The organism is Fibrobacter sp. UWH5, assembly GCF_900142505.1.
Taxonomy (GTDB): Bacteria; Fibrobacterota; Fibrobacteria; order Fibrobacterales; family Fibrobacteraceae; genus Fibrobacter.
The window spans coordinates 1-21270 of sequence record NZ_FRBB01000019.1 but is presented as its reverse complement, the minus strand read 5'-3'; the positions used below and the strand labels follow the sequence as shown (position 1 = coordinate 21270).

At 50.9% G+C, this 21270-nt stretch carries 15 protein-coding genes and 1 rRNA gene; 6 read left to right on the top strand and 10 right to left on the bottom strand.

The annotated features are described in order from the left end of the window. Positions 1-292 precede the first annotated feature (292 nt). Positions 293-4180: a fibro-slime domain-containing protein gene (locus BUB38_RS12940; protein WP_073161162.1), complete on the bottom strand. Its 3888-nt coding sequence runs from the start codon at positions 4178-4180 to the stop codon at positions 293-295. 305 nt (positions 4181-4485) lie between these two features. Here BUB38_RS12940 and pta point away from each other — a divergent pair, with 305 nt between their 5' ends. Together pta and BUB38_RS12930 are read left to right on the top strand one after the other, a co-directional pair. Next, on the top strand, positions 4486-5877 hold the full coding sequence (pta, locus tag BUB38_RS12935) for a phosphate acetyltransferase (RefSeq protein ID WP_073161161.1): 1392 nt from the start codon (positions 4486-4488) through the stop codon (positions 5875-5877). A gap of 189 nt (positions 5878-6066) precedes the next feature. Next, complete coding sequence (locus tag BUB38_RS12930; protein ID WP_073161160.1) at positions 6067-7557, top strand: flotillin family protein; 1491 nt, start codon at positions 6067-6069, stop codon at positions 7555-7557. Between the two features lie 63 nt (positions 7558-7620). Here BUB38_RS12930 and BUB38_RS12925 read toward each other — a convergent pair whose 3' ends face one another. From BUB38_RS12925 to BUB38_RS12895, 8 genes are all read right to left on the bottom strand, one after another. Further along, positions 7621-8418 carry a hypothetical protein gene (locus BUB38_RS12925; protein WP_073161159.1) on the bottom strand — a complete coding sequence of 266 codons (798 nt, stop codon included), beginning with the start codon at positions 8416-8418 and terminating at the stop codon, positions 7621-7623. Next, positions 8415-8558 (bottom strand): hypothetical protein, encoded by a 144-nt coding sequence (locus tag BUB38_RS16415; RefSeq protein WP_158236530.1) that lies wholly within the window; start codon positions 8556-8558, stop codon positions 8415-8417. The genes BUB38_RS12925 and BUB38_RS16415 overlap by 4 nt, the downstream gene beginning before the upstream one ends. A 75-nt stretch (positions 8559-8633) precedes the next feature. After that, complete coding sequence (locus BUB38_RS12920; RefSeq protein WP_073161158.1) at positions 8634-9971, bottom strand: ATP-dependent 6-phosphofructokinase; 1338 nt, start codon at positions 9969-9971, stop codon at positions 8634-8636. Positions 9972-10161: 190 nt separating this feature from the next. Beyond that, the gene (locus BUB38_RS12915; RefSeq protein WP_073161157.1) at positions 10162-12030 is read right to left on the bottom strand and encodes a sensor histidine kinase; all 1869 of its coding nucleotides are present in this window, start codon (positions 12028-12030) and stop codon (positions 10162-10164) included. Beyond that, a complete protein-coding gene (locus BUB38_RS12910) occupies positions 12018-12740 on the bottom strand; it encodes a response regulator transcription factor (RefSeq protein WP_073161156.1) in 723 nt (240 codons plus the stop codon). The genes BUB38_RS12915 and BUB38_RS12910 overlap by 13 nt, the downstream gene beginning before the upstream one ends. Before the next feature lie 25 nt (positions 12741-12765). Further along, on the bottom strand, positions 12766-13623 hold the full coding sequence (locus BUB38_RS12905; protein WP_073161155.1) for a hypothetical protein: 858 nt from the start codon (positions 13621-13623) through the stop codon (positions 12766-12768). A 95-nt stretch (positions 13624-13718) separates the two neighbouring features. Beyond that, positions 13719-15113, bottom strand: a complete 1395-nt coding sequence (locus BUB38_RS12900) for a COG3014 family protein (RefSeq protein WP_139258451.1) — start codon at positions 15111-15113, stop codon at positions 13719-13721. 106 nt (positions 15114-15219) lie between these two features. After that, positions 15220-15768: a PEGA domain-containing protein gene (locus BUB38_RS12895; protein ID WP_073161153.1), complete on the bottom strand. Its 549-nt coding sequence runs from the start codon at positions 15766-15768 to the stop codon at positions 15220-15222. A gap of 153 nt (positions 15769-15921) precedes the next feature. Between BUB38_RS12895 and BUB38_RS12890 the strand changes: the two genes are divergently transcribed. Genes BUB38_RS12890 through BUB38_RS12880 form a run of 3 tightly spaced genes read left to right on the top strand, consistent with a single transcriptional unit; the run spans position 15922 to position 19832 of the window. Further along, positions 15922-17691, top strand: coding sequence for a P-loop domain-containing protein (locus BUB38_RS12890; RefSeq protein ID WP_073161152.1), 1770 nt, complete (start codon positions 15922-15924; stop codon positions 17689-17691). Positions 17692-17720: 29 nt separating this feature from the next. Next, positions 17721-18419, top strand: a complete 699-nt coding sequence (locus BUB38_RS12885) for a hypothetical protein (protein ID WP_139258450.1) — start codon at positions 17721-17723, stop codon at positions 18417-18419. 3 nt (positions 18420-18422) lie between these two features. Next, complete coding sequence (locus BUB38_RS12880) at positions 18423-19832, top strand: hypothetical protein (protein WP_073161150.1); 1410 nt, start codon at positions 18423-18425, stop codon at positions 19830-19832. Between the two features lie 7 nt (positions 19833-19839). On the opposite strand, the gene BUB38_RS12875 is transcribed toward BUB38_RS12880, so the two are convergent. Next, positions 19840-20781: an FISUMP domain-containing protein gene (locus BUB38_RS12875; protein WP_139258449.1), complete on the bottom strand. Its 942-nt coding sequence runs from the start codon at positions 20779-20781 to the stop codon at positions 19840-19842. 400 nt (positions 20782-21181) lie between these two features. Here BUB38_RS12875 and BUB38_RS12870 point away from each other — a divergent pair. Further along, a 16S ribosomal RNA gene (locus tag BUB38_RS12870) occupies positions 21182-21270 on the top strand; the annotation flags it as partial.

Here is a 21270-nt window from a genome sequence, read left to right as displayed (position 1 = left end):
ACGAAGGGGTTTAAATTTGTTAAACGAAACAAGGGAAGGCAACTTCCTTGCCTTCTCAAGAAGTACTCTACACACCATCCAATCTCTCCTTAGTGAGGCTCGCTACACCAAACGAGTCTCTAGGTCTCCGTAGAAATAAATTATTCCTGATTGGAATGCAACAAGTAAAGAGTGCGTTTTTGTAAAAATACCGGAGAAAACTTTTTTTGAGGCCTTTTTGGGGGAGTTCGTTCCAAAAAAAATCCCCCTTTGGCAGGGGGATTCCGTGTAAGAATTTTTTAGAACAGTCTAATTAGAGACCAAGGTCAATGGCGTTAACCTGACCGCGACGGACGCCCCAGAGGAAGTCCTGGGTCTTGTCGGTAATGGTCTTGGTGTTTACCTTGATCTTGATTTCCAGACGGGCGATGTAGACACCGGTTGCGGCGAGTCTTCCGTTGTCTGCGCGCATGTTCCAGGCCAGGAACAGCTTGCCGTCGGAATCCAGGCAGTTCTTGCGTCCGCCATCCTTGAAGATGTCGTCGTTACAGGTCAGTCTGCCGGTCTGACCGCTAACATAGTGGCCAAGGCTGGTGTAGTAGAAGGTCTTGTAAGTCAGCACGGTGCTTTCTGCAACGGTAGAGACGATGTTCTTGATGTCGGCTTCGGTACCGCTGGAGTAGTAGTGCAGATTTTCGACATTCAGAAGACCGTTTTCGTAAGCGTCTACGATGACTTCGCTGAGGTCAAATCTGTCCTTGGCTTCACCGATGCTCATGGTACCGTTTGCGACGGCGGCGATGATTTCATCGATGGTGTAGGTCTTGTCGGCGTTAGCGGGATCGTTTGCTGCCTTCTTGTCTACGTAGCTGGGGGTGCTCTGAACGGCCTTCACAATTTCGGCAATCTCATTTTCTACCAACTGTGCCATGTCCAGGTCTCCCAGGTAATGACCCTGTGTGCCGTAAACTGCGGCGACCTGCTCTGCGCTCATGGCCTGTTCGCTAACGACCAGCTTTGGAACCGTGGCGTTGGGGTTGGTAATGATTTCCTTTGCGCTCTCGAAATTCTCTGCGGCAGGATCCAGGGCCACAACCTTCGGGCTGGTAACGGTAACCTTCTGCTCGCCGGTGATTCGTACCCAGGGGTTTCCTTCGTGGGGGAGAATTCCGATTAGGTCGTGAGCCTGTCCGCCCATAGAGGGAACCGTGAACCTGATGGAGTCGCCTACGGCAGGGACGATATCCTGTGTGCTACCCTTGGAGAATACAAGACTCCACTGGTTGGGCTGTCCTGCGCCGATTCTTCCGGGGGTCTTTACTACAGTATGAAGAACCTTGTCCTTCCAGCAGTGGAAACTGAACAAATCAATGTTTGCGTTTTCCTCGTTGACGCCTTCACTGAAGGACAGTCTCAGGAACGTATTACCGTCGCTCATGTATTCAATTTCAGCGGCGACGATAACAGGACCGACTCTGTCGTACAGGATGCCTTCCACAGGGAAGTAGGACTGCTTGCCGGATTCGTCAGTGTAGGTGTAGTAAACGGTAATCTTTCCGTTGTAGGGAGCCATTGCACCGCCGGTATAGATCGAGGTGCTGAATCCCGAACCACTTGCAACGACATAGGCGAAATCTTCACCGTCGTTGTAGACTGCCTTGTAGGGGGTATCGAAATTGCTACCGAATACGAACTTCAGGGAATCCAGAACGCTCTGGCCGCCGAGGGCCTTGTTGAAGTGAAGCCAGATGCTGTCAGCGCGTCCATCGCCATTTCTGTCGTAGATGAATGCGGAATCAATCTGCGGAACAGGCGGGACTGCAATGTTGATGTTTGTCCAGTCTACAGAAGCGTTCTTGGCGCCTGCACTCTTGATTGTCAAGGTGGCGTTAATCACTTCGTCCTGGGCCTTGATATAGAAGCTGGCATGGCCTGCTACCAGGACCACTTCGTCAATGATGTTGCCCAGGGAGTCGCATGCGATCAGGTTCGGGTTAGTAGAAATGATGGATACTGCGATACCGCTATAGATAGTAGCCCATTCTTCTGCATACATGATGTTGACGGGGTAGGAGCGTCCTGCCCACATACGTTCAGTACGGTCGAGGCTAACAGGGAGAGTGTCGCTGGAAACGTCGCGGGAGATCTCGTTACCGAATGCGTGCCAGTACTGGGTGTAGCAAGTGGAGTCCATTGTGGAATCTGCCGTTTCGCTGATGTTGGCGACACAGTAGCTAGAATCCTTGACGCTTGCGTATGCCAGGTTGGGCAGTTCGTAGGGATCCACGGTAAAGTAGACGTCCTTGTACTGGTCGGGACTGTCGCGGAGGGCTACGCGTACGTAGTAGGTTCCCGGCGGCAGACTCTGCGCAAAGCCGATCGCCTGCAGGTCAATGGTAAGCATGGTATAGTCATTGGTGACCTTGATACCGCTATAGTAGGCGGAATCAAGCTTGGAGAGGGCGATGCCTCCCTTGGCCAGACTCTTACCGAACAAGGTGAATGTTGAGGGGCCGAGAGTGGTGTCGCGAAGTTCGGGGCTTGTAGAGAAGTCGCAGGCCAGGGCGGTCTTACGGACAATCTGCCAAACTTCCTTCTGGATAACCTTTTCGCCACCGGGAATGTCCTTCAGGAACATGCTGGCGTCAGTCTTCAGGTCGATAGACGTACGCATCTTGAAGTTGGATTCATCCTTGTGACGTTCTGCGTAGAAAATGTGGAACGGGTAGGTTTCGCCAGGAATCAGGGGGTCGCCTGTATCCTGTCCGATGGTATCCAGCTTTACAGAACCGCTAACCTGGTGATGTTGGCCGCCGATATCCACCACAAGCTTGTTGTTGATGAAAACCCACACATCGTCATCGCCGTAGAATTCAAAGTACTGGCCCCTTACATATTCAAACTGGGCCTGGATCTTCATGGTAAAGCCATAGTTGTGGGTACCGATATTTTCGCCACCGTTGAGCCAGTCGAAGTTGGGGTTGGGAACAGTTCCTGCCTCATCCAGGAATTTGAAGTCATCCAGGAAGAAGAGACCCTTTTCGGGGCTTTCCAGGTTCTTCTGACCCAGCCAGAAACCCTTGTTGTCCAGAGTCAGTTCCAGATCACGGCAAGTGGCGTTGGTGTACTGGTTGCCGGCGGCATCGGTTGCCAAGACTTCGGGCAGGAACCAGTAATCAAGGTGATCCGTAATTTCGCATTCCTTGGGGAAGTTCTTTGCCCTGACAGGAACGCCGTTGGGGCCAAGTTCCCTTTCGACCATGCCCAGGCGGGCCTTGTAGGCGTTGTCTTCGCCCTTACATCCGCCGGTACCGAAGTCCTGGCTTGTAGTGCCTGCCTGTGCGATTGCGTTCTTTTCATCACCCTGGTCGCCGTGGAGCCAGTCGAACATCATGACGGGCAGTTTCTTTACAGGGCAGTCGCCGAGAATTTCGGGGAATGCGGTAGAAATCTCGGGTTCGCCATACTGGTTGGCCACGATCCAGAGTTCCTTGCCGATGGTCAGTGCGGAGTCCAGCTTGATTTCGTCTTCGATGTCGATGGGTTCCTTGATGGGACCATTCTTGCCGATGTACATGTCGCCGATAGTCTGCTTGAAGGAGACGTAGACATTCTTGGGAACAATTCTAAGGGTATCTTCGAACCACCCGCAGTAGGTTTCGCGGATGGGAGTCATGGAGTAGTCCTTGCCGTTGAGGGTCATGAGAGCCGTGGTGTTGTTCCAGGAGGGGAGCAGCCTAATAATGACCGTGGCGGAATCGGGTACCACGTATTCGTCGGGAATGCCCGGCAGAATCTCAAGAGAACCCTGACTCAGCTTGAGCCAGACTTCGTAAACGGGCTGATCCTTGATGGTCTGGTCATACTCCGGGAAAAGCGTAGCCAGGTAAGGCATATCCTTTTCTTCGGAAGTGAGGTACGTGCCGCACTTGTCCGTATTCTTTTCGCAGTTTAGACCGAAGCGGAGCCTGCGGAGTTCAGCCTTCCCGTCGTCAAGACGTTCTTCGTTGAACTTGATGGTATAGGTACCGTCGCGTTCCTGGCTGACCAAGCTGTACTTCAGCTTTTCTTCGTTATCAGCATAGTAAAGACTGTCACCCTCGTAAATGATATGGGCGATAGCGACAGTTGCCGCATTTGCAGAAATAGTAAACAGAGCCAGGCCAACCGCCAAGCTCCGGAATAGGTTCGTCAACCGCATCCGTTCTCTCCTTAGAATTTCCCAAACAACAAAACCGCCACAAAAATAATTTTTTTTTAACATTACTCAAGTGCTTTTGTATCAATAACTTGTAAAGTTTTTTTTGTAATTGGGATACGTCGGGAAGGGAGCCGCGAACTGGAATAAGACAGGCCTATAAACGCCGATTTTGAACGTTTTTTTTCGCAAAAAAGGCATTTTTGAAAAAAACAGGTGCTTTCGGGGAGTCAAAATCCTAATTTTTATGCCGTAAAAAGAAAAGCTAACTGGAAAAAGAACTTTAATCGAAAAATGGAGATTTCAGAATGAATCGCGTATATCTCGTAGCCTCCGAAAACATGGAAGCTAAAATCAAGGAAGCAAGTGAAGCCGTAGCCGCCGCAGGCCTCAAGGTCGCCACCTACAAGCCCGCTGTAAACGGTGCCGCTGCCGCCGCCCAGATCAAGGCCGACAAGACCGCCGTCCTCATGGAAACCATCGCCGCCGACTTCCTCAAGCAGGATTTCGAAAACGTGGACCTGGTAGTGGTAGAAGGTGCCGTAGGCATGAGCCCCGTCTGCGCCCAGGCATACAACGAAGCCCTTGCAACCGCTCTCGATTCCAAGATCTATTCCGACAACGAAGATGCCGACCTGTTCTGCCCCAAGCGCCTCCTCCATTGCCCCAAGTGCATTGCCCGCGACCTGGCTGAACCCGCCGCCGAACGCAAGACCTCCCAGGCCATGTTCCGCGCAGGCCTCCTGGTGAAGGCTTCCAAGGCTGCAAAGCGCATTGTCCTGCCCGAAGGTTCCGAACCCCGTACCGTCCAGGCAGCCGTTCTCGCTGTAGAACGTAACATCGCCGTGCCTGTTCTCGTAGGTGCCAAGTCTGAAATCGAGGCTACTGCCAAGTCCGTTGGTGTAACCCTTCCCGCAAGCATCGAGATTATCGAACCCTCCGAAGCTCTTGCCGAGAAGTACGTTCCCACCCTGGTTGAACTTCGCAAGTCCAAGGGCATGACCGAAGAACAGGCTCGCGCAGCCCTTAAGGACAACGTGATGCTTGCAACCATGATGCTGAAGATGGGTGAAGTGGACGGTCTCGTTTCCGGTGCCATCCATTCTACCGCAGACACTCTCCGCCCGGCCCTCCAGATCATCAAGTGCGCTCCCGGCGTCAAGTCCGTCAGCTCCGTGTTCTTCATGTGCCTGCCCGGTCAGACTTACGTCTATGGCGACTGCGCCATCAACCTGAACCCCACCGCCGAAGAACTGGCCGGCATCGCCCTCCAGTGCGACGACACAGCCAAGGCTTTTGGCCTGCCCAGCCGCGTGGCCATGCTTTCCTACAGCACCATCAATTCCGGCAAGGGTCCCGACGCTGACCTGGTGAAGGAAGCTACCGCCATCGCCAAGGCTGCCCGCCCCGACATGGCCCTGGATGGCCCGCTGCAGTACGACGCAGCAACTACTCCCAGTGTAGGCTCTCTGAAGGCTCCGGGTTCCGCTGTGGCCGGCAAGGCTACCGTATTCGTGTTCCCCGACCTGTCTGCCGGTAACATCGGCTACAAGGCCGTGCAGCGTTCCGCCCGTGGCACCATCGCCATCGGTCCCATGCTCCAGGGCCTCGCCAAGCCGGTGAACGACCTGTCCCGTGGCGCCTTGGTAGAAGATATCGTCTACACCATCGCTCTCACTGCTGTTCAGGCACAGGCTTAAAAGCTAGTTTGGCTAATGCAAAAAAGACTCGCTTGTCAGTAGGCGAGTCTTTTTTTAAGGAAAAATTTATGCAGGTTTACGCCTGTACGATTTTTCCGATTTTTTGATCCGAAGAGATAAAAAAATCGTATCTTCATTAAGGAAGAGAACAAGTTAACTAGAAGGACGAAAAATAAAAAAGGAGAACAAATGTCCACTGAAACAATCATCGCCATCGTTGGTGTGCTTGTCTTACTTTTCATCATCCTGTTCTTTGCCGCCTATATCAAGGCTGCACCGGATGAAGCCGTGATTGTATCTGGTATCCAGAAACAGCCTCGTGTTATCATTGGTCGCGCAGGTTTTTGCATTCCGTTCTTTGAACGTGCGGATCACCTGAGTTTGCAGCTTATTCCTATTGACGTGAAGACTCGTAATGCAGTCCCTACTTCTGATTACATCAATGTGGTTGTTGATGCTGTCGTGAACGTGAAGATTTCTGACGATCCTTCGAGGCTTAGGGCCTCTGCCCAGAACTTCTTGAACAAGAAGCCCGAACAGATCAAGGAAATGGTGGTCGACGTTCTTGAAGGTAACATGCGTGAAATCGTGGGCCAGATGAAGCTGGTTGATATGGTGAGCGACCGTAAGCAGGTTTCTGAACGCGTCCTTGAAAATGCTATTCCGGATTTGGAAAAGCTGGGTATTATTGTGCAGACTTTCAATATCCAGAATTTTGCAGACAGCAATGGTGTTATCGAAAACTTGGGCGTAGACAAGACTGTGGCTATCCGCAAGGCAGCCGCCATTTCTAAGGCTAATGCTGAACGTGATATTAGTGTTGCCCAGTCTCAGGCCAAGAAGGAAGCTAACGATGCTGCTGTTGCCGCTGACCTGGAAATTGCTCAGAAGCAAAATGATCTGGCAGTGAAGAAGGCTAACCTGCAAAAGATTTCTGATACGGAACAGGCTATTGCTGATGCTGCCTATAAAATCCAGGAACAGAAGCAGCGTCGCGAAATTGAAATTGCCAATGCCGAAGCAAACATCGCTAAGCAGGAAAAGGAAATTGAAGTTCGCGAAAAGATGGTGGCTGTCCGCCAGAAGGAACTGGAAGCTGAAATTCAGAAGAAGGCCGAAGCTGAACGCCAGGCCATGATTCAGAAGTCTGAAGCCGACTTGTTCCAGCAACAGAAGGATGCTGAAGCAACCCGTTACACCGAGGAACAGCGCGCCGTGGCAATCACCAAGGTGGCAGAAGCAGAAAAGCAAAAGGCATTCGCTGAAGCAGCTGCTATCAAGGCCAAAGGTGAAGCTGAAGCAGACGCCGTGAAGGCCAAGGGTATTGCAGAAGCTGAAGCTCTGGACAAGAAGGCTGAAGCCATGAAGAAGTATGGTGAGGCCGCTCGTCAGGAAATGCAGCTGAAGACCTTGGAAAAATTCTTTGAACAGCTCCCTGCTGTGGCAAGCAACATCGCAAAGCCCATGGAAAAGATTGGAAGCATCACTATGTACGGCGAAGGCAATACCGCCAAGCTTACAGAAGATATTACCAAGACTCTTTCTCAGATCACCAACGGTCTTACCGATTCCGTAGGTATCGACTTGAAGACCATTGTGGGCAGCATGTTCGGTGCAAAGCTTGCAGGTGTGGGTGGTGTCAAGCAGATTGCTGAAGAAAAGAAAGATTCCGACAAGTAATCAAAAACGTTAAACGCAAAACGCGACCTCATTGAGGTCGCGTTTCTTGTAGTTCATATTTTTTTACTTCTTGTCCAATCTTTCGTTGATCTTCTTCTGGAGTTCCTTCAGGTGCCAACGTCCACGCTTGTCTTCCAGGAAGTAGCTGGTACGAACGCCTCTTGCAAGGCCGCGGTCGATCAGGTCCAGGGCGTCGGCGTAACGCTTCTGGTCAAATCTCAAATCCGCCAGGAAGTAATAGTTGTACAGGTCCTTGGGGTTCTGCTGCAGGGCCATGGTCAGGTACTTGTCCGCCAGCTTCTTGTCGGGCCATGAAAGCACCAGGGGAACATAGGGCAGCATAAAGTGGGCCCTGCCTAGAATCTGCCAGTCTTCGGCTGCGGTAGAAACGTCGCGGACAATGTTGGCTACGCCGTCCTTCACAGAGGCGAGAGCTCCGCGTTCATTACCCCACATAGAAATGGCCGACGCGTACACATGGGCGATTTCCTTGTTCTTGGGGAATTGCCTGTAGGCGTTTTCGCTGATGGTCTTCAGGCTGTCCAGTTTCTGCTTACGCTTGCTCTTGTCGAAGTGAACGAATCGGAAACTGAAGAAAAGACTCTTGGTCAAACCTTCGGTCGCAGCCTCGAGAACGGAGGAGTCTGCCATGGCGGCACGATACTTCTCGATCATCAGGTTAGCATTCTTCTTGTCTGCTTTATCCCCATTGGCGCGTTCGGCGCGAGCGGTGAAACAGGAATCCGCGATACGCAAATCCTCTTTACCGTTGTAGCCGGCGTTGGCCACACCTGTAGAATCCGCGAAACCAAAGGTCGCAGAAATCGCAATCATCAGTAATGTGGCGAAGAACTTATTCATACCTTCCAGTTCTGCAGCAGCTTGTTCAGCTGGGCAATGCGGGATTTTTCTTCATCGGTGCCGTGGTAGGTCTTGAACAAGAGATACCGATACTCCATTAGAGCGGTGCGAATCAGAACTTTTTCTTCTTTCTTTAACATATACAGTTTGCGATATTGGGTAAGCGGGATTTGGGAACTTGCGTTCCCGTACCGCTAACTTTAAAAAGAATGGAATTACTTGTGGCCCTTGCCCTTACCGGAGAAGTAGTCCTGCTGACGGGTCATGCCGAGAACAGCGTGCCACAAGGTTCCGTTGGGGTTGATCTTCTTACGTTCGCTGACGGCGTATTCGATAGGAACATGAGAGAACACATTGTTCATGCTGCCGACGACCATGTCGGTCTTACCGGCCATACCAGCGTGTACGGCGGCTTCTGCCAGCTGGAAGCAGAAGATGGCGTCGGTGCCCTTTGCCGGGGTGCTGCGGACCATGTAGCTGGGGTCGAAGTACTTGATGTTGATTTCCTTGCCCACGTTCTTGAAGTGTTCCTTGATCTTTCGGGTAAGGAATTCACCAATGTCGTTCTTCAGGATGTTGCCGCTGGCGTCCTTGCGTTCGGGCTGGTCGTTGAACAGTTCCTGGCCGGCGCCTTCGGCCACAGCGATCACGGCGTGAGTCTTGCCGTTGTCGTAGCGGCTTTCAAGAGCCTTGCAGAGACCTTCCAGAGTAAAGGGAACTTCGGGAACCAGGCAGATGTTCACCACGGTGGTGGCGAGTGCTGCGTATGCTGCGATGAAGCCGGAGTCGCGACCCATGAGTTTTACCAGGCCAAGACCGTTGAAGGCGCCGTTGGCTTCGTTATGGGCGCAGGTAATGACGTCGGTAGCACTGAGAACGGCTGTTTCGAAACCGAAGGTTCTGTCGATCAGGTTCAAGTCGTTGTCGATGGTCTTAGGAATACCGATAATGGAAATGGGCTGCTTGCGCTTCTTGACTTCTTCGGCAATGGCATGGGCACCGCGGAGGGTACCGTCACCGCCGATGCAGAACAGCACGTTGATGTTCAGACGCATCAGGGTGTCTACCATGATGGCCGGGTCCTGTTCGCCGCGAGAGCTACCAAGGATGGTACCGCCGTCTTCCTGGATGGCGTCAACCACGTCCGGGTTCAGTACCTTGGGGGAATAACCGTACTTGGGATTCAGACCGCGGTAACCGTAAGGGATACCGAAAATGTTGCGGACACCGTAATCAAACCACAGAGTCTGTACGAGACCCTTGATCACGCTGTTCAGACCGGGGCAAAGTCCGCCGCAGGTAATGATGCCTGCACGGGTCCATGCCGGGTCGTGGAATATGGTTTCGCGAGGGCCGGCTGCTTCCAGGCTGGGGACCGGGGTGTTGGTTTCGTAGAAGTGCTTCAGACGGTTTACGTCGGTAGTAAGGCTAACCTGTTCGCTATCAGAAGTGAACTGGATACCCTTCATGGGGGACTTCAGAGTTCCCACGCCAACGGTTTCAATAGAAAGATCATATTCAGACGGATTCTGCAGAATATCTTCTTGAGTCATACTAGCATCCCTTTATGGTTGCTGGGTTATACAGCTTGCCCTTGTACTTAAAAAATACATAAAAGCGGAAGCCGCGACAAAAGGCTTGCTTTCTAGCACGGCTGAGCAGCAGTATTTTCTGCAAAAAATACATTATTAAGTTCGCAAAAAATGTTGCAAACTTAAGTTTTATCGGTAACAAATTATTTAACTAAAGGTCCAGCGGCGGGAAGTGAATCTTGGTGCGCAAACCGGGATTTGCGTTTTCCAGTTCGATCTTCAGGTTGGTCAGGGTGCAGAGCTTCTTGACCATGGAAAGACCGATACCTGTTCCACTTGTCTGGCGGGTCATTTCGTTTTCGACGCGGTAGAATTCCTGGAACACCTTCTTCATTTCGGAGGCAGGAATACCGGGGCCGAAGTCACGGACCGCAAGGTACATGTCAGTACCCTTGATGGCCAATTCGATATTGATCATCTTGTAGTCCGACTTCTTGCTGAACTTCAGGGAATTGTCCACCAGGTTCATCAGAATCTGCATAATGGCATCGCGGTCAATTAGCAATGCGATGTTGCTTGCATCCGTATCCGAAGAAACGGTCAGCTCGAAACCCTGCTTTTCTACGTTCTTGCTGTAGGTGGCGATAAAGTCGTCTAGCACTGCCTTGGGGCGTTCCCTGCGTAGCTGCACGTTCCAGCGGTTGCCATCCAGTTTTGAAAGGTTCAGCACATTCTGGATCAGTCGGGAAAGTCTGTCGGCTTCGCTGGCGATCTGGTTATAATACTTCTGTCGTTTCTCGTCGCTGACCACCCAGGAATTCTGCAGAAGTTCCGCATACATCTTGATGGCGGTAAGAGGCGTTTTCAGCTCGTGGGTAATTGCAGAAACGAAGTCCTGACGCTTGGTGGCCAGTGCCATCTTACTTTGGATGAAACGGTAGATGGTCCAGAGGGCGATTGCGATAAAGATCAGCAGGATGATTCCCGAAATCAGGGTGACCATGCTTCCGATGTTCGTCGCTTCGCTGGCGAACATAGAGAATCGAATGCTATCGTAGGGCTTGGCTAAGAAGAAGAACTTCTTCAGGTAATGGGAAGATGTTCTACGACCGATGGTAGAAATCGTCTGACCGTTCAGGGAAATTTCGATGGCGTAAGGGGAATAGACGTAGTCTTTTAGTTTGTCCTGAGCGATAAAGTTCAGGTAACGGAACATGTCTACGGCAAAACCCTGAATAACGGGCATCTTACCGATAAGGATTCGTCTGTAGAAGACGATCGTATCGTTAATGGCCCTTGCCTGGAAGTTGGAAATGTCGACGTTGGTATTTGCCCCGGAGAATGCCAGCAGGTCCGTCTGCAGAGTGGAGTCATCCTTCTGGGTTTCGGCGATATAGGTGATAGCTTCGTCTTCCGATGTGGTTTCCGTTCTCACGGGGAGGGCGAAGTCGGGCATTTCATCGTACAGCTGGTCGATGGTTTCCGTGGAGTCCATCATCTGGGTGGCTCGCTTGGGAAGACCGTTCTTGATGTCCAGGGTGTCCAGGAGGTGCTGAATCTGGTCGCGGGTCTTTTTACGTTCTTCGCGGTGGTCGAACAGCGCGTTGTCCCAGATGGACTTGCCGATAAGGGTTGTTGTATCCGGGTAGAACGGTGTAAGCAGATCTCCGTTATGGGAAATCTGGAAGTGACCAATCAAGCCCTTGGTACATTGATAGTTGGGGTCGTATTCGCAGAACGGACCGATGCGGTCGGGGAATACGAAAAAGTCAGAGAGCAGGCTTCCGCTTCCGCCAATGACGGCAATGGAGTTCAAGATGCCGTAGGCTTTATAGGAACGGCGGTTTTCCTGGTTCAGGTCCTGCAACAAGGCAAGTTCAAACGTGGAAAAGGCCTTCTGGATATCTTCCTGGACGTTGCGTTCGTTAAGGTCTCGAGCCTGACGGTAAGACTGCACGAATATGATCGTCAGCGGAACTGCGATAATCAGGAAAATGGAAATAAACACCAGGCGTTCCTTGATGACCGCCTGGTGCTTTTTAACGTATGAGAGAGCTTCTTTGAGACTTATCTTTCGCATTCGGGTGCAGAGCGCATCTGATAGCCTTCACCGCGGAAGGTCACCAGCAGTTTCGGGTGAGAAGGATCGTCTTCAATCTTCTTGCGGAGCTTGGTAATGTGGATGTCCACGGTACGGGTGTCCACGGATTCAGCATTTTCGTAACCCCAGACCTTGCGGAGCAGTTCGGAACGGGGAACGGCGTGGTCGCGGTTAGTCCACAAGTATTCGAGGATTTCGATTTCCTTGCGGGTGAATGCCAGTTCTTCGTCACCGCGGGTACCGGTGTATTCGCGGAAGTTCACCTTGAGGTTACCGGCAACAAGCTTGCCTTCGTTTTCCATGCTCTGACGGCTACGGCGGAGCACTGCTTCGATACGGGCCAGGAGCATGGGAACAGAGAACGGCTTCGGAATATAGTCGTCAGCACCGAACTTGAGACCGTTGATGATGTCTTCGTCGGCATTCTTTGCAGAAAGGATGATGATGGGCAGGCTCTTGTCCTGTTCGCGGATCTTGTCGCAAACGGTAAAGCCGTCCATGCCCGGGAGCATCAGGTCCAGAAGTACAAGACCGTACTGGCCGGTCAGGGCTTCTGCGAGGCCGTCTTCGCCATTGATTACATGCTTGACGCGGTAGCCATTCAGCTCGCAGAGGTCGATGAGGCCTTCTGCGATGGCGATTTCGTCTTCGATAATGAGAATGTTTGTGCTGCTAGTATTCTGAGTCATCTATGTACCTAAAAAATTTGCCGAATTAGATTGCGAGGCCCACACCCACTTCAACGGTCATGTTACCCGGATCGACTTCGCTGGGATAGTCGCCGCCGAAGTAGTACTTGAAGTTGGCGTATGCGGCAATGGGGATGATGGGGAGCTTGGCGCGCATACCCACCAGCACGTGGCCGCCGATAGAGGTGTTGAGACCTTCGTCAAGAGCCTTGGTCTGAATATCCTTCTTCATGTTCTCGCCAATGGCGCTAGCCTGGGTATTGGCTGCCTGCAACTTTTGGTTGACAACTTCTTCAGATTCGCCGTTCAACTTTGCATCTGCGACTTTGCCATATGCCTCGACCAGATCATCAACGCCTTGCTTGACTCCTTCAACGATGCTAGAGGTGAACTTCTGGTTCAGCACGAAGGAGTTCAGGTAGTAGGTCACGCCACCGCCGATGTAGGGGCGGATAATGGGCAGGGAAGTAATGGGGTAGGTAATGGAAAGGTCGCCGTTCATGGCTACGAACTTCGGATTAGCCTTGCCGAAGGGGGTGCCGCCCAGTTCGACTTCCAGGGGAATTTCCTGAACGGATTTTTCCGAATTGACAAAGAGGCTTGCGTCGTAAGAACCGAACTGGAAGTTGACGGTAGCTTCAACGTCGATAATGGGGAGAATGTCTACCCACAGCTTGAAACCGAAACCCTGCATGGTGCCGTCAAAGCCGCCGTGCTGCAGGCTGATACTGGTGTAGTCGTCAATTTTGGCGATGTCGGCAGGCTTGTCCATGCCCTTCATCTTGGTGCCAAAACCAGGTGCATAGTGACCACCGATACCGATAATTGCAAAAGACTGGGAGGCGAGCAAGGCGCCTGCTGCAATAAGAGCCTTAAAATTCATATCTACTCCTTAGAAAAGATTTTGGAATCAAACTAAATAATATTTTCCAAAAAGCAAACCGCAAATTGGCCGAAATGCCCTTTTTAGAGGCTTTTTTAGCGAATAGCGGGGATAATCAGGAATACTTTCTGTCCGCGGGCAACCTTCAGGTCCTTAAAGGTGTACTCTCCAGCGTATCCGCCGTTCATGCCGGTTGCCTTGACGGTCACGTTGTGGACGCCGGTTTCTACCGGGGTTCGGGACATATAAATGGAATTGGGCATAAAGAGACCGATGCGCAGGTCGGCCTGTTCCAGCTGGCTCTGGGCCACATCGGTGCCAAGACTTGTCACTAAATTCAGGAGGACGTTGTCCGTCTTCATGGCCTTCTTGGCCTGCTGTGCGGCAATGGTTCGAAGGGTCACGCGAACGGCGGTACGGGTAATGGTGGTAGGCGTTTCTTCCTTGATGTTCTTGTCCAGTTCGGCGTTCACATCCATAATTTTTTCCGGAGAAAATCTCTGGCCGTCCACACTTACGTCAAAGCCCTTGACTCGCTGGGGCAGGGTCTTCTTTTCGGGGAGGGAGAATCCGATATGGAACGTCTCACCGTTTCCGCCGGAAACCGGCGGGGCTACCAGCGTGAAGGAACTGATTTTCCCGGTCTGCGAATCCTTGTAGTTTAGATGCATGACTCCGCCACTGACAAAAGTTCCGGACATGTACAGTTCACCGAGAATGGGGCTATGTCCGGCATAACCGATAACGATAATTTCCTGACCCAGTTCGTGAGCCTTGGAGGCTGTGGGAGTGGCTGCCAGGGGTTCGTGCTTCAGGTCTTTCAGGTTGTCGGCGCGGTCTGTGCGGCGCAGGTTCTCGTTGACGAATTCCCAAACTTCCTTGGGCATCTTGATATTGCCTTCGTCGAAGGCCTTCACGGCCTGAACGTAAGAAATGGCGGCATCGTCACTTTCACCTGCCAGGTCGTAAACCAGGCCGCAGAGGTAACGCAAAAAGCCGTTGTCGTTGACCTTTTCGTTATCCTTCTGGTAAAGTCTTTCCAAGGCTAGCTGGGCTCGCTTGACTTCAACCATGGCTCCGTCCACATCGCCCATGGCCAGGTAGTTCAAAATTTGCAGTTCGTGGAGCACCACAATTTCAAAGGGGCGGGCTCTGTAGGGGCGCACGTTGTCGTTGGTAACTACGGCTGCCGCTTCGTTGGTGACGGATCTTGTATAGAGGTCGTCGTAAATTTCTTCGGCCTTGTCCAGGTTCAGGGCGCTTTCCTTGAAGTCCCTGTTGTAATGGTGGAGGGTTCCCAGGTCGAAATAATAGAGGAACTGGCTGTTGGAACCGTACAGGTCCTTTTCTTCTTTCTTGACCTTGTGGATGGCTCCGTCGAAGCCGTCCTTTTCCAGGGCAGGGGCCAAGGCTTCGTAGCGGGTCATGGACTTGTTGGCGCAGGAGCAAAGCAAAAGGGCTGCGGCCAAGAGTAGTAAGAGACGTTTCATTGTCGGTTCCTTCTTTGTTACTGCTGCAAATTTAATTTTTTTTAAAACAAAAGAAGCCTGGCGGTTAAGCCAGGCCTCCGTCAAACTTGGTGTCTGAAGTCGAAAATTACTTCTTCTTCTTCTTGCCGGTAGCGTCGAGAGTGACTTCGACAGTTTCTTCACCCTTAACGGTTACGAGTGCTTCAGCAGACTTGCGGTTGGAGCATTCTGCGCGAACCACGTGGTCACCTGCATCCAGGTTGTGGACGGTAAGGGGAGCGCCATCGGTCTTGTCAGCCTGGTCGCCATCAACGAAGATGATGCACTTGCCAGGATTGGTGGTCACCTTGATGTGGCCCTTGGGAATCTTGGTGCCGAAGTTGAAGTCATTGCACTTGTTCTTGCCCGGCCAGATGTTCACGCGCTTGTTCACCAGTTCGAAACCCTGGTCGATCACCACGAGGGTCTGACGGCCAGACTTGACGGTCACGTTTTCGATGGGGCTCTTGCCGAGAGGTTCGCCACCCAGGAACACGTCGCTGTTAGGAGGTTCAGTGATAATGTTGACCACTGCGTTCTGGTTGCGAGGAGGAGGTTCGTCGCCATCGCAATCGGCAGCGAAGACGTTGATGGAGAGGAATGCCACCATCAGGGCGAAAATATACAGTTTCTTCATGGATTACTCCTATTAAGTTTGCGTTAAAAAATACAAAGTTTTACTGGAATTTAAATTTTTTTTGTGAAAAAGTTTGTTTAAAGTGAAGAGTGTACAGTGAATAGTGAATAAAAAATTGGGAAAAAGGGGTGTAGGATTGTTATTTTTGTTTTTATGAAAGCTCTTTATCAACGAATTCGAATGCTGAATGGCAAAAACTATGGCCTCTACAAGTCTCTCGGCGACAAACCTTGGGATTTTGGGGACTTCGAACTGGAATTTCTCCATGTGCAGGGGGATCCCTACGCTCCGGCATCCAGAATCATGATAAAGGCGGACCTCCAGATGCTGGGCTACGGTTCGGAATGGGGTGTAGAGTTTGAACGTCGTCTGGCCCTCAGCGATTTTCTGTATCGCAGGCTTAGCAAGCTGGTGCTGGAACGCTACCCGGATAAGGATGCCGCGGTAATCTTCGATGTGTCCGGCCCCGAAATGCTGGTGCGCAATTCCCTGTGGATCGATAACGGCGTGTTGCGTGCGGTCCTTCAGGTGCGCCTTCCTGGCGATGGCCGCAAGATCCAGGCGGAAGCGGCTGCCGAAATTTTGACCATGGTCCTTCCGGACTTGGTTTCAGCCGGTCTCTATTATAGCAAGAGCGATGAGGCCGCCCTGGATGCCCACTATCAAGTGCTGGCAGACCGTCGCGCCATCCTTGGCGAACTGGATTCCCGCGGCCTGGCCGCCTTTGTTCCCGACGGAGCCGTGTTGCCCCGCGCTTCGGGGATTTCCGAAGATCCTATGGAAGGGGCGATCCCCTTCAAGTCTCCCGACGAAATGGCTGTCGTGCTGAATGTGAACGGTCGTGAAATCCGCGGCATGGGAATTCCCAAGGGCATTACCGTTATTACCGGTGGCGCCTTCCATGGAAAGTCCACCTTGCTTCAGGCGTTGACTCGTTCTGTTTATCCCCATGTTCCCGGCGATGGCCGCGAAGGCATTGTCATCGATGAAACTGCCGTTCGCGTGGGTGTGGAGGATGGCCGCAGTGTCCGCGGAACGGACTTGTCGCAGTTTGTCCGTAATCTGCCCGGCGGCGTAAGCACCAAGGAATTTACGACGGCGGGTGCGTCGGGCTCTACAAGCGAAGCGGCCAACCTGCTGGAAGCTATGGAAGCTGGCGCCTCTACATATCTTATTGACGAAGACTCCTCGGCGGTGAACTTCCTTATCCGCGATGTCCGCGTCCGCAAGCTGTTGGGCGATGACCGCGAACCTCTGATTCCCCTGACCGATCGCATCCGCGATATTTGCTATCCGCAGAGCGGTTCTGATTGTGGTGGCGCAGAGTCCTCTGTTGCGGCCCGCAGTTTCATTCTCGTGGCAGGTGCCTGTGGCGACTACCTGGAACTTGCAGACAACATTATCGTCATGGCCAACTACAATGCGGAATGTGCAAAGACTGCGGGCAAGGCCTGCGAAGTCCTGGGGGCCGCACCCGCTGTGACGACGGACCTTCCCGCCTTTGTTTCCCCGGTTAGCAGAACTTTCTCTGACTATGTCAAACCCTTACAGCCTTCCATCAAGCCCCTGTCCGCCGTGGAACGTCAGGTTAAAGTCAAGCTGAACGGAGACTACATTGTTCAAATCGGCTTCCTGGTGTCGGATACCAGCCGCCTGGTGACCCTCGCCGGAAAGCAGCAGCGTTTTGGCGCCGGTTTTATGCTGCTGAATCTTTGCCAGAGTGCGGCCAGTGCCGACGAATCGTCTAAATCTGCCGTGCTGCCGGGGGATTCCATTACCGACGCCATCGCAAAAATCTGCGACAAGATCAAGAACGTTGGTTTCCGTAATTTGCCCCAGGGCATGAGCCGCGAAATGAGCTTGCCTCGCCCCGTAGATATCGCCTGCGTGTTGTTCCGCCTCCGCGATATGGGCCGAAAGTAACGGAAAGGAATTGGAGAATGGTGGCGAAGTTGCTTCATATTCTGCTATGTGCAGCGGCGCTAGCCTTGGTGGCTTGCAATGCATACTACTATGAAGACTATTCCCAAACCTTGAATCGTTATGAATTGAAGGTAGCGAATTTTGTGGAACTGGATTCCATCATTCTTCGCCAGGATTCTCTGGATGTAGACTTGCTTTATCCGGATACGATTGTAAAAGTGTCGTTGAAACATGACCACCGCTTTAGAAATTACCAGCCGATGGATTCGACTCTTTTGACCAATTCGGATTCTGCGTCTGCCACGATGGTCACATTGTCCGTAAATAGGGCGAATTCTTCTGCAAATCCCTTGTCCTTTGAATTCAAGATGGATATTGAGTATGCTGCGACGGATTACGCAGGTGATGATCATAGACCCTATTGGAGTGGTGTTTCCACTACGCGGTTCTATTTGGATATTTTCGGCTGCAACGATATTAACTGCGAAACCGCAGAGAAAATTGTATGGCACAATGGCAGTTACTCCAATGTACTGGTTCTTGGCCCCGATGATTTCAAGTTTTCCCAAAAAAACTTTGAGCAGTTTTATGCTGGAGACTGTTCCGACTACACCAAGGAATATTCCTTCAACCTAAAAATTGACCATCCCCGTATCAAGCTGGATGCCGATATTCAGCAGGGGTATATAGAATGTCGTGAAAAAGTGCCGAGTGGAAACTGGGGGTAGTATATGTTAAGATTTTTATTGCATATCGCCCTGTTGTTCCTTCTGGTATCTTGCGGGGAAGATTTTTTTGGTCCGGAATCCCACACAAAGCCTGTGGAACTTTATGAGCTGGGGCTAGATAATCGGGCGCCTGTCGGATATGTATTGGCCGAGAATGATTTTACGGTTCGCAGGTTCTACTACTACGCCGTCAATGAAAAACTGAAAGCTGTTGGCGACACCGTATTTGCAAAGCCGGCTAAGGATCTAGTAAGTTTTGAATTTCCCGCAAGGAACATTGAATCCGAGACGGTGATGTTTGTTGCCGAATTACAGGCCGATGATTCCGTGACGGTAAAGCTTCAATCCTTGACGGAGGTGGGGCGTAAAAACGAATTTATACTCAGCACGGCAAGTACTTTGCTGACCCCGCGAGTCATGGAATTGATGCGGCAGGGTTACCCGGTCTATACTGCAAAAAATATGGCGTTACAGGAGCTACAGAGACAACTCAATGTTCGTGAGGAACTTTTTGATATCGAAGATGTAGATGTTCCCTATGGAAATTATGACACACATTGTGTAAATTGTGATGTTCGGACAATCTGCACCCGCTCCAATTTCGTCGTTTATGCCTGGTCCTTCGTAAGGCAGAATAATAGTGCTTCCGGGTATAGGGATTTTCTTGATAGTGTCAAGGCAGACTTTGCAGAAGATGGAATCCTGAATGAAGAACATGTCGTCGTGCCGATTGTGGATTATGGACTTATGAATTTGACGCTCATTTCCCGCGATATGGATTCTCTAGTTTCCTCAATGAAGCTAATCTGGGATACAAAGTATTCTAGGAATGGTAGCGGTCATTCAGATAGTTGGTATCATAGGGATTACTGCGGCAGTATGGTGCAATTTACCGGGGACTGGCAAAGCAAAATGCTAAACCATTTTTTAGGCTTTGGAAAATGCAATCGCGATAACCTATTTGAAGTTCTGGATAATCCTTTTGAAAGTGGCGCTTCCCAGGATGAGAAGTTCATTTGTGATATTCGCAGTGCCAATGGGCATTACGGGTCAAATGCTTGTGATACGAGCTTTGCGTGGCGACCTTTTACGCAGAAAGAAAAAGACCTTGGACTCTGCATTAGTGACACTGCCCTTGTGCGTGAAATTTATGCATTTAAGGATTCTGTCAAGTACAAGTGTGCTCCAGATGGAAACTGGTACAAGGTGATTTCTTACGATGAACTCAGAAAGTCAAGGGAGTGTCGTTCGACGGTAATCTACTACATCGAGGACATTGAAGAATATCACTCCCGCGCTTACCACAATGGTGAAGGGAAATATCAGCCCTTTGACCTTATTGATGGGGCCTGTAAAGTTAGGCTAGAGCCTCGTTGGAAAGAAGATGACAAGTATTTTGGTCGTTGCTATTAATGGCACTTTACTTTGTCAACTCGTCTGCAGTAGAATCATTGTCTACGGTAGAATCTTCATCTGCAACGGGATCGTCCGCGCTTAAATCATCTTCTGTAATCTTGATGCATCGGATGGAGTAGCCTTCTTTTCGAAGGCGAAATTCGCTCGAGGCGTTTGCGCGGTTTGCCGCCAGCACTTTGATGACGGAATGTAAGTTATTGTATTGGGTTGTGTGAAAGTTTGCGTTTTCCCCAACGTATTTCTTGGATCCGTCATGGAACAGATAACCCGTGGGAATGGCAGAAAAACCTACACGATCGGATCCAGAATCGGTGTTCCACAAAGTTGTCTTTGCCTTTAGCGCCTTCCCTGCGGTGGAGAATCCTCCGAACATTTGGAACAGGTCGTCAAACTCGTCGCTGCTAGGCAAGCGCCATCCTTCTGGGCAAATTCCCGTTATGATTTTGGGCGAGGGTGTCGTGTCGAGCAAGTAATCATCATAGTTAGTGGAAATGTTGTATCCTTCCTTTACAAATTCTATGGAGTCAACGGCGGCGCCCCACGTGTAGAGCCTTCCGAAGATATCGCAATAGTCTTGGATGGAAGAATCGCCTCCGCACCACATCTTTCCTTTAAGGGAGGGGGTGTTTACGGAGTCCGCGTAGTCGAGGTTTTGAGCCATCCAGGTCTGGTCTTCAATTTGTACGGTCCTGTATTTTTTCCCGTCGCGTTTGTCTGTAATTTCACCATAGGAAATGTCGGGGTTGAATACGTCGTCTAGTTTGTATGCAGAGGAGCTGGATTGTGCGCTACTGGAGGAACTTCTTTTGACGGGGATGTTTTCTATTCTGTTATGCCAGTCGTCGTTGGATCCACCTGTTGGACTTGAATCTTCGGCGCATGCGACGAAAAAGAGGGCGGCAAACGTTAAGAAAATGGTTGTGACGATGTTTTTCTGGCTTGTCATGGGAATAAAAATACAATAAAAGGGACTTTTTTCTACTTCGTTGATGATCAATGAGTTAGAAAATCGAAGAAAATAGGGCTTGTTTTGCTGGGTGTCAAAAGAAATATGTGAATAAAAAGTTGATAAGCTGTAGTTTTTGTGGATTAAAAACAGTTATCTTTGAAAAATCGCAAAAAAAGTGAATTTTTTTGCAGAAACGCCCTTGACATTCATCCAGAAAATTCTATAATTGGCCTCACCTCCGAACGAGACAGCCGAAACGCTGAAACGGACGGAAGCGAGAACCCGAGAGGCTCTCGAGAAGATTGAAGGAATCGGAGATGTGCTTAGTGACGGCCCAAGAAATTTCTTGGAATTAGTCAAATACGAACGTGATTACGGGACCAAGACTTTAAAAAAATTAATGAAGAGTTTGATCCTGGCTCAGAACGAACGCTGGTGGCGTGTCTTATACATGCAAGTCGAGCGGGGACTTCGGTCCTAGCGGCG

Excerpts from the sequence above, each read along its gene's own strand:
- BUB38_RS12875 (WP_139258449.1), bottom strand. The coding sequence starts at position 20,781 with ATGACAAGCCAGAAAAACATCGTCACAACCATTTTCTTAACGTTTGCC.
- pta (WP_073161161.1), top strand. The coding sequence starts at position 4,486 with ATGAATCGCGTATATCTCGTAGCCTCCGAAAACATGGAAGCTAAAATC.
- BUB38_RS12900 (WP_139258451.1), bottom strand. The coding sequence starts at position 15,113 with ATGAAACGTCTCTTACTACTCTTGGCCGCAGCCCTTTTGCTTTGCTCC.
- BUB38_RS12880 (WP_073161150.1), top strand. The coding sequence starts at position 18,423 with ATGTTAAGATTTTTATTGCATATCGCCCTGTTGTTCCTTCTGGTATCT.
- BUB38_RS12920 (WP_073161158.1), bottom strand. The coding sequence starts at position 9,971 with ATGACTCAAGAAGATATTCTGCAGAATCCGTCTGAATATGATCTTTCT.
- BUB38_RS12910 (WP_073161156.1), bottom strand. The coding sequence starts at position 12,740 with ATGACTCAGAATACTAGCAGCACAAACATTCTCATTATCGAAGACGAA.
- BUB38_RS12895 (WP_073161153.1), bottom strand. The coding sequence starts at position 15,768 with ATGAAGAAACTGTATATTTTCGCCCTGATGGTGGCATTCCTCTCCATC.
- BUB38_RS12890 (WP_073161152.1), top strand. The coding sequence starts at position 15,922 with ATGAAAGCTCTTTATCAACGAATTCGAATGCTGAATGGCAAAAACTAT.
- BUB38_RS12905 (WP_073161155.1), bottom strand. The coding sequence starts at position 13,623 with ATGAATTTTAAGGCTCTTATTGCAGCAGGCGCCTTGCTCGCCTCCCAG.
- BUB38_RS16415 (WP_158236530.1), bottom strand. The coding sequence starts at position 8,558 with ATGTTAAAGAAAGAAGAAAAAGTTCTGATTCGCACCGCTCTAATGGAG.
- BUB38_RS12940 (WP_073161162.1), bottom strand. The coding sequence starts at position 4,180 with ATGCGGTTGACGAACCTATTCCGGAGCTTGGCGGTTGGCCTGGCTCTG.
- BUB38_RS12930 (WP_073161160.1), top strand. The coding sequence starts at position 6,067 with ATGTCCACTGAAACAATCATCGCCATCGTTGGTGTGCTTGTCTTACTT.
- BUB38_RS12925 (WP_073161159.1), bottom strand. The coding sequence starts at position 8,418 with ATGAATAAGTTCTTCGCCACATTACTGATGATTGCGATTTCTGCGACC.
- BUB38_RS12915 (WP_073161157.1), bottom strand. The coding sequence starts at position 12,030 with ATGCGAAAGATAAGTCTCAAAGAAGCTCTCTCATACGTTAAAAAGCAC.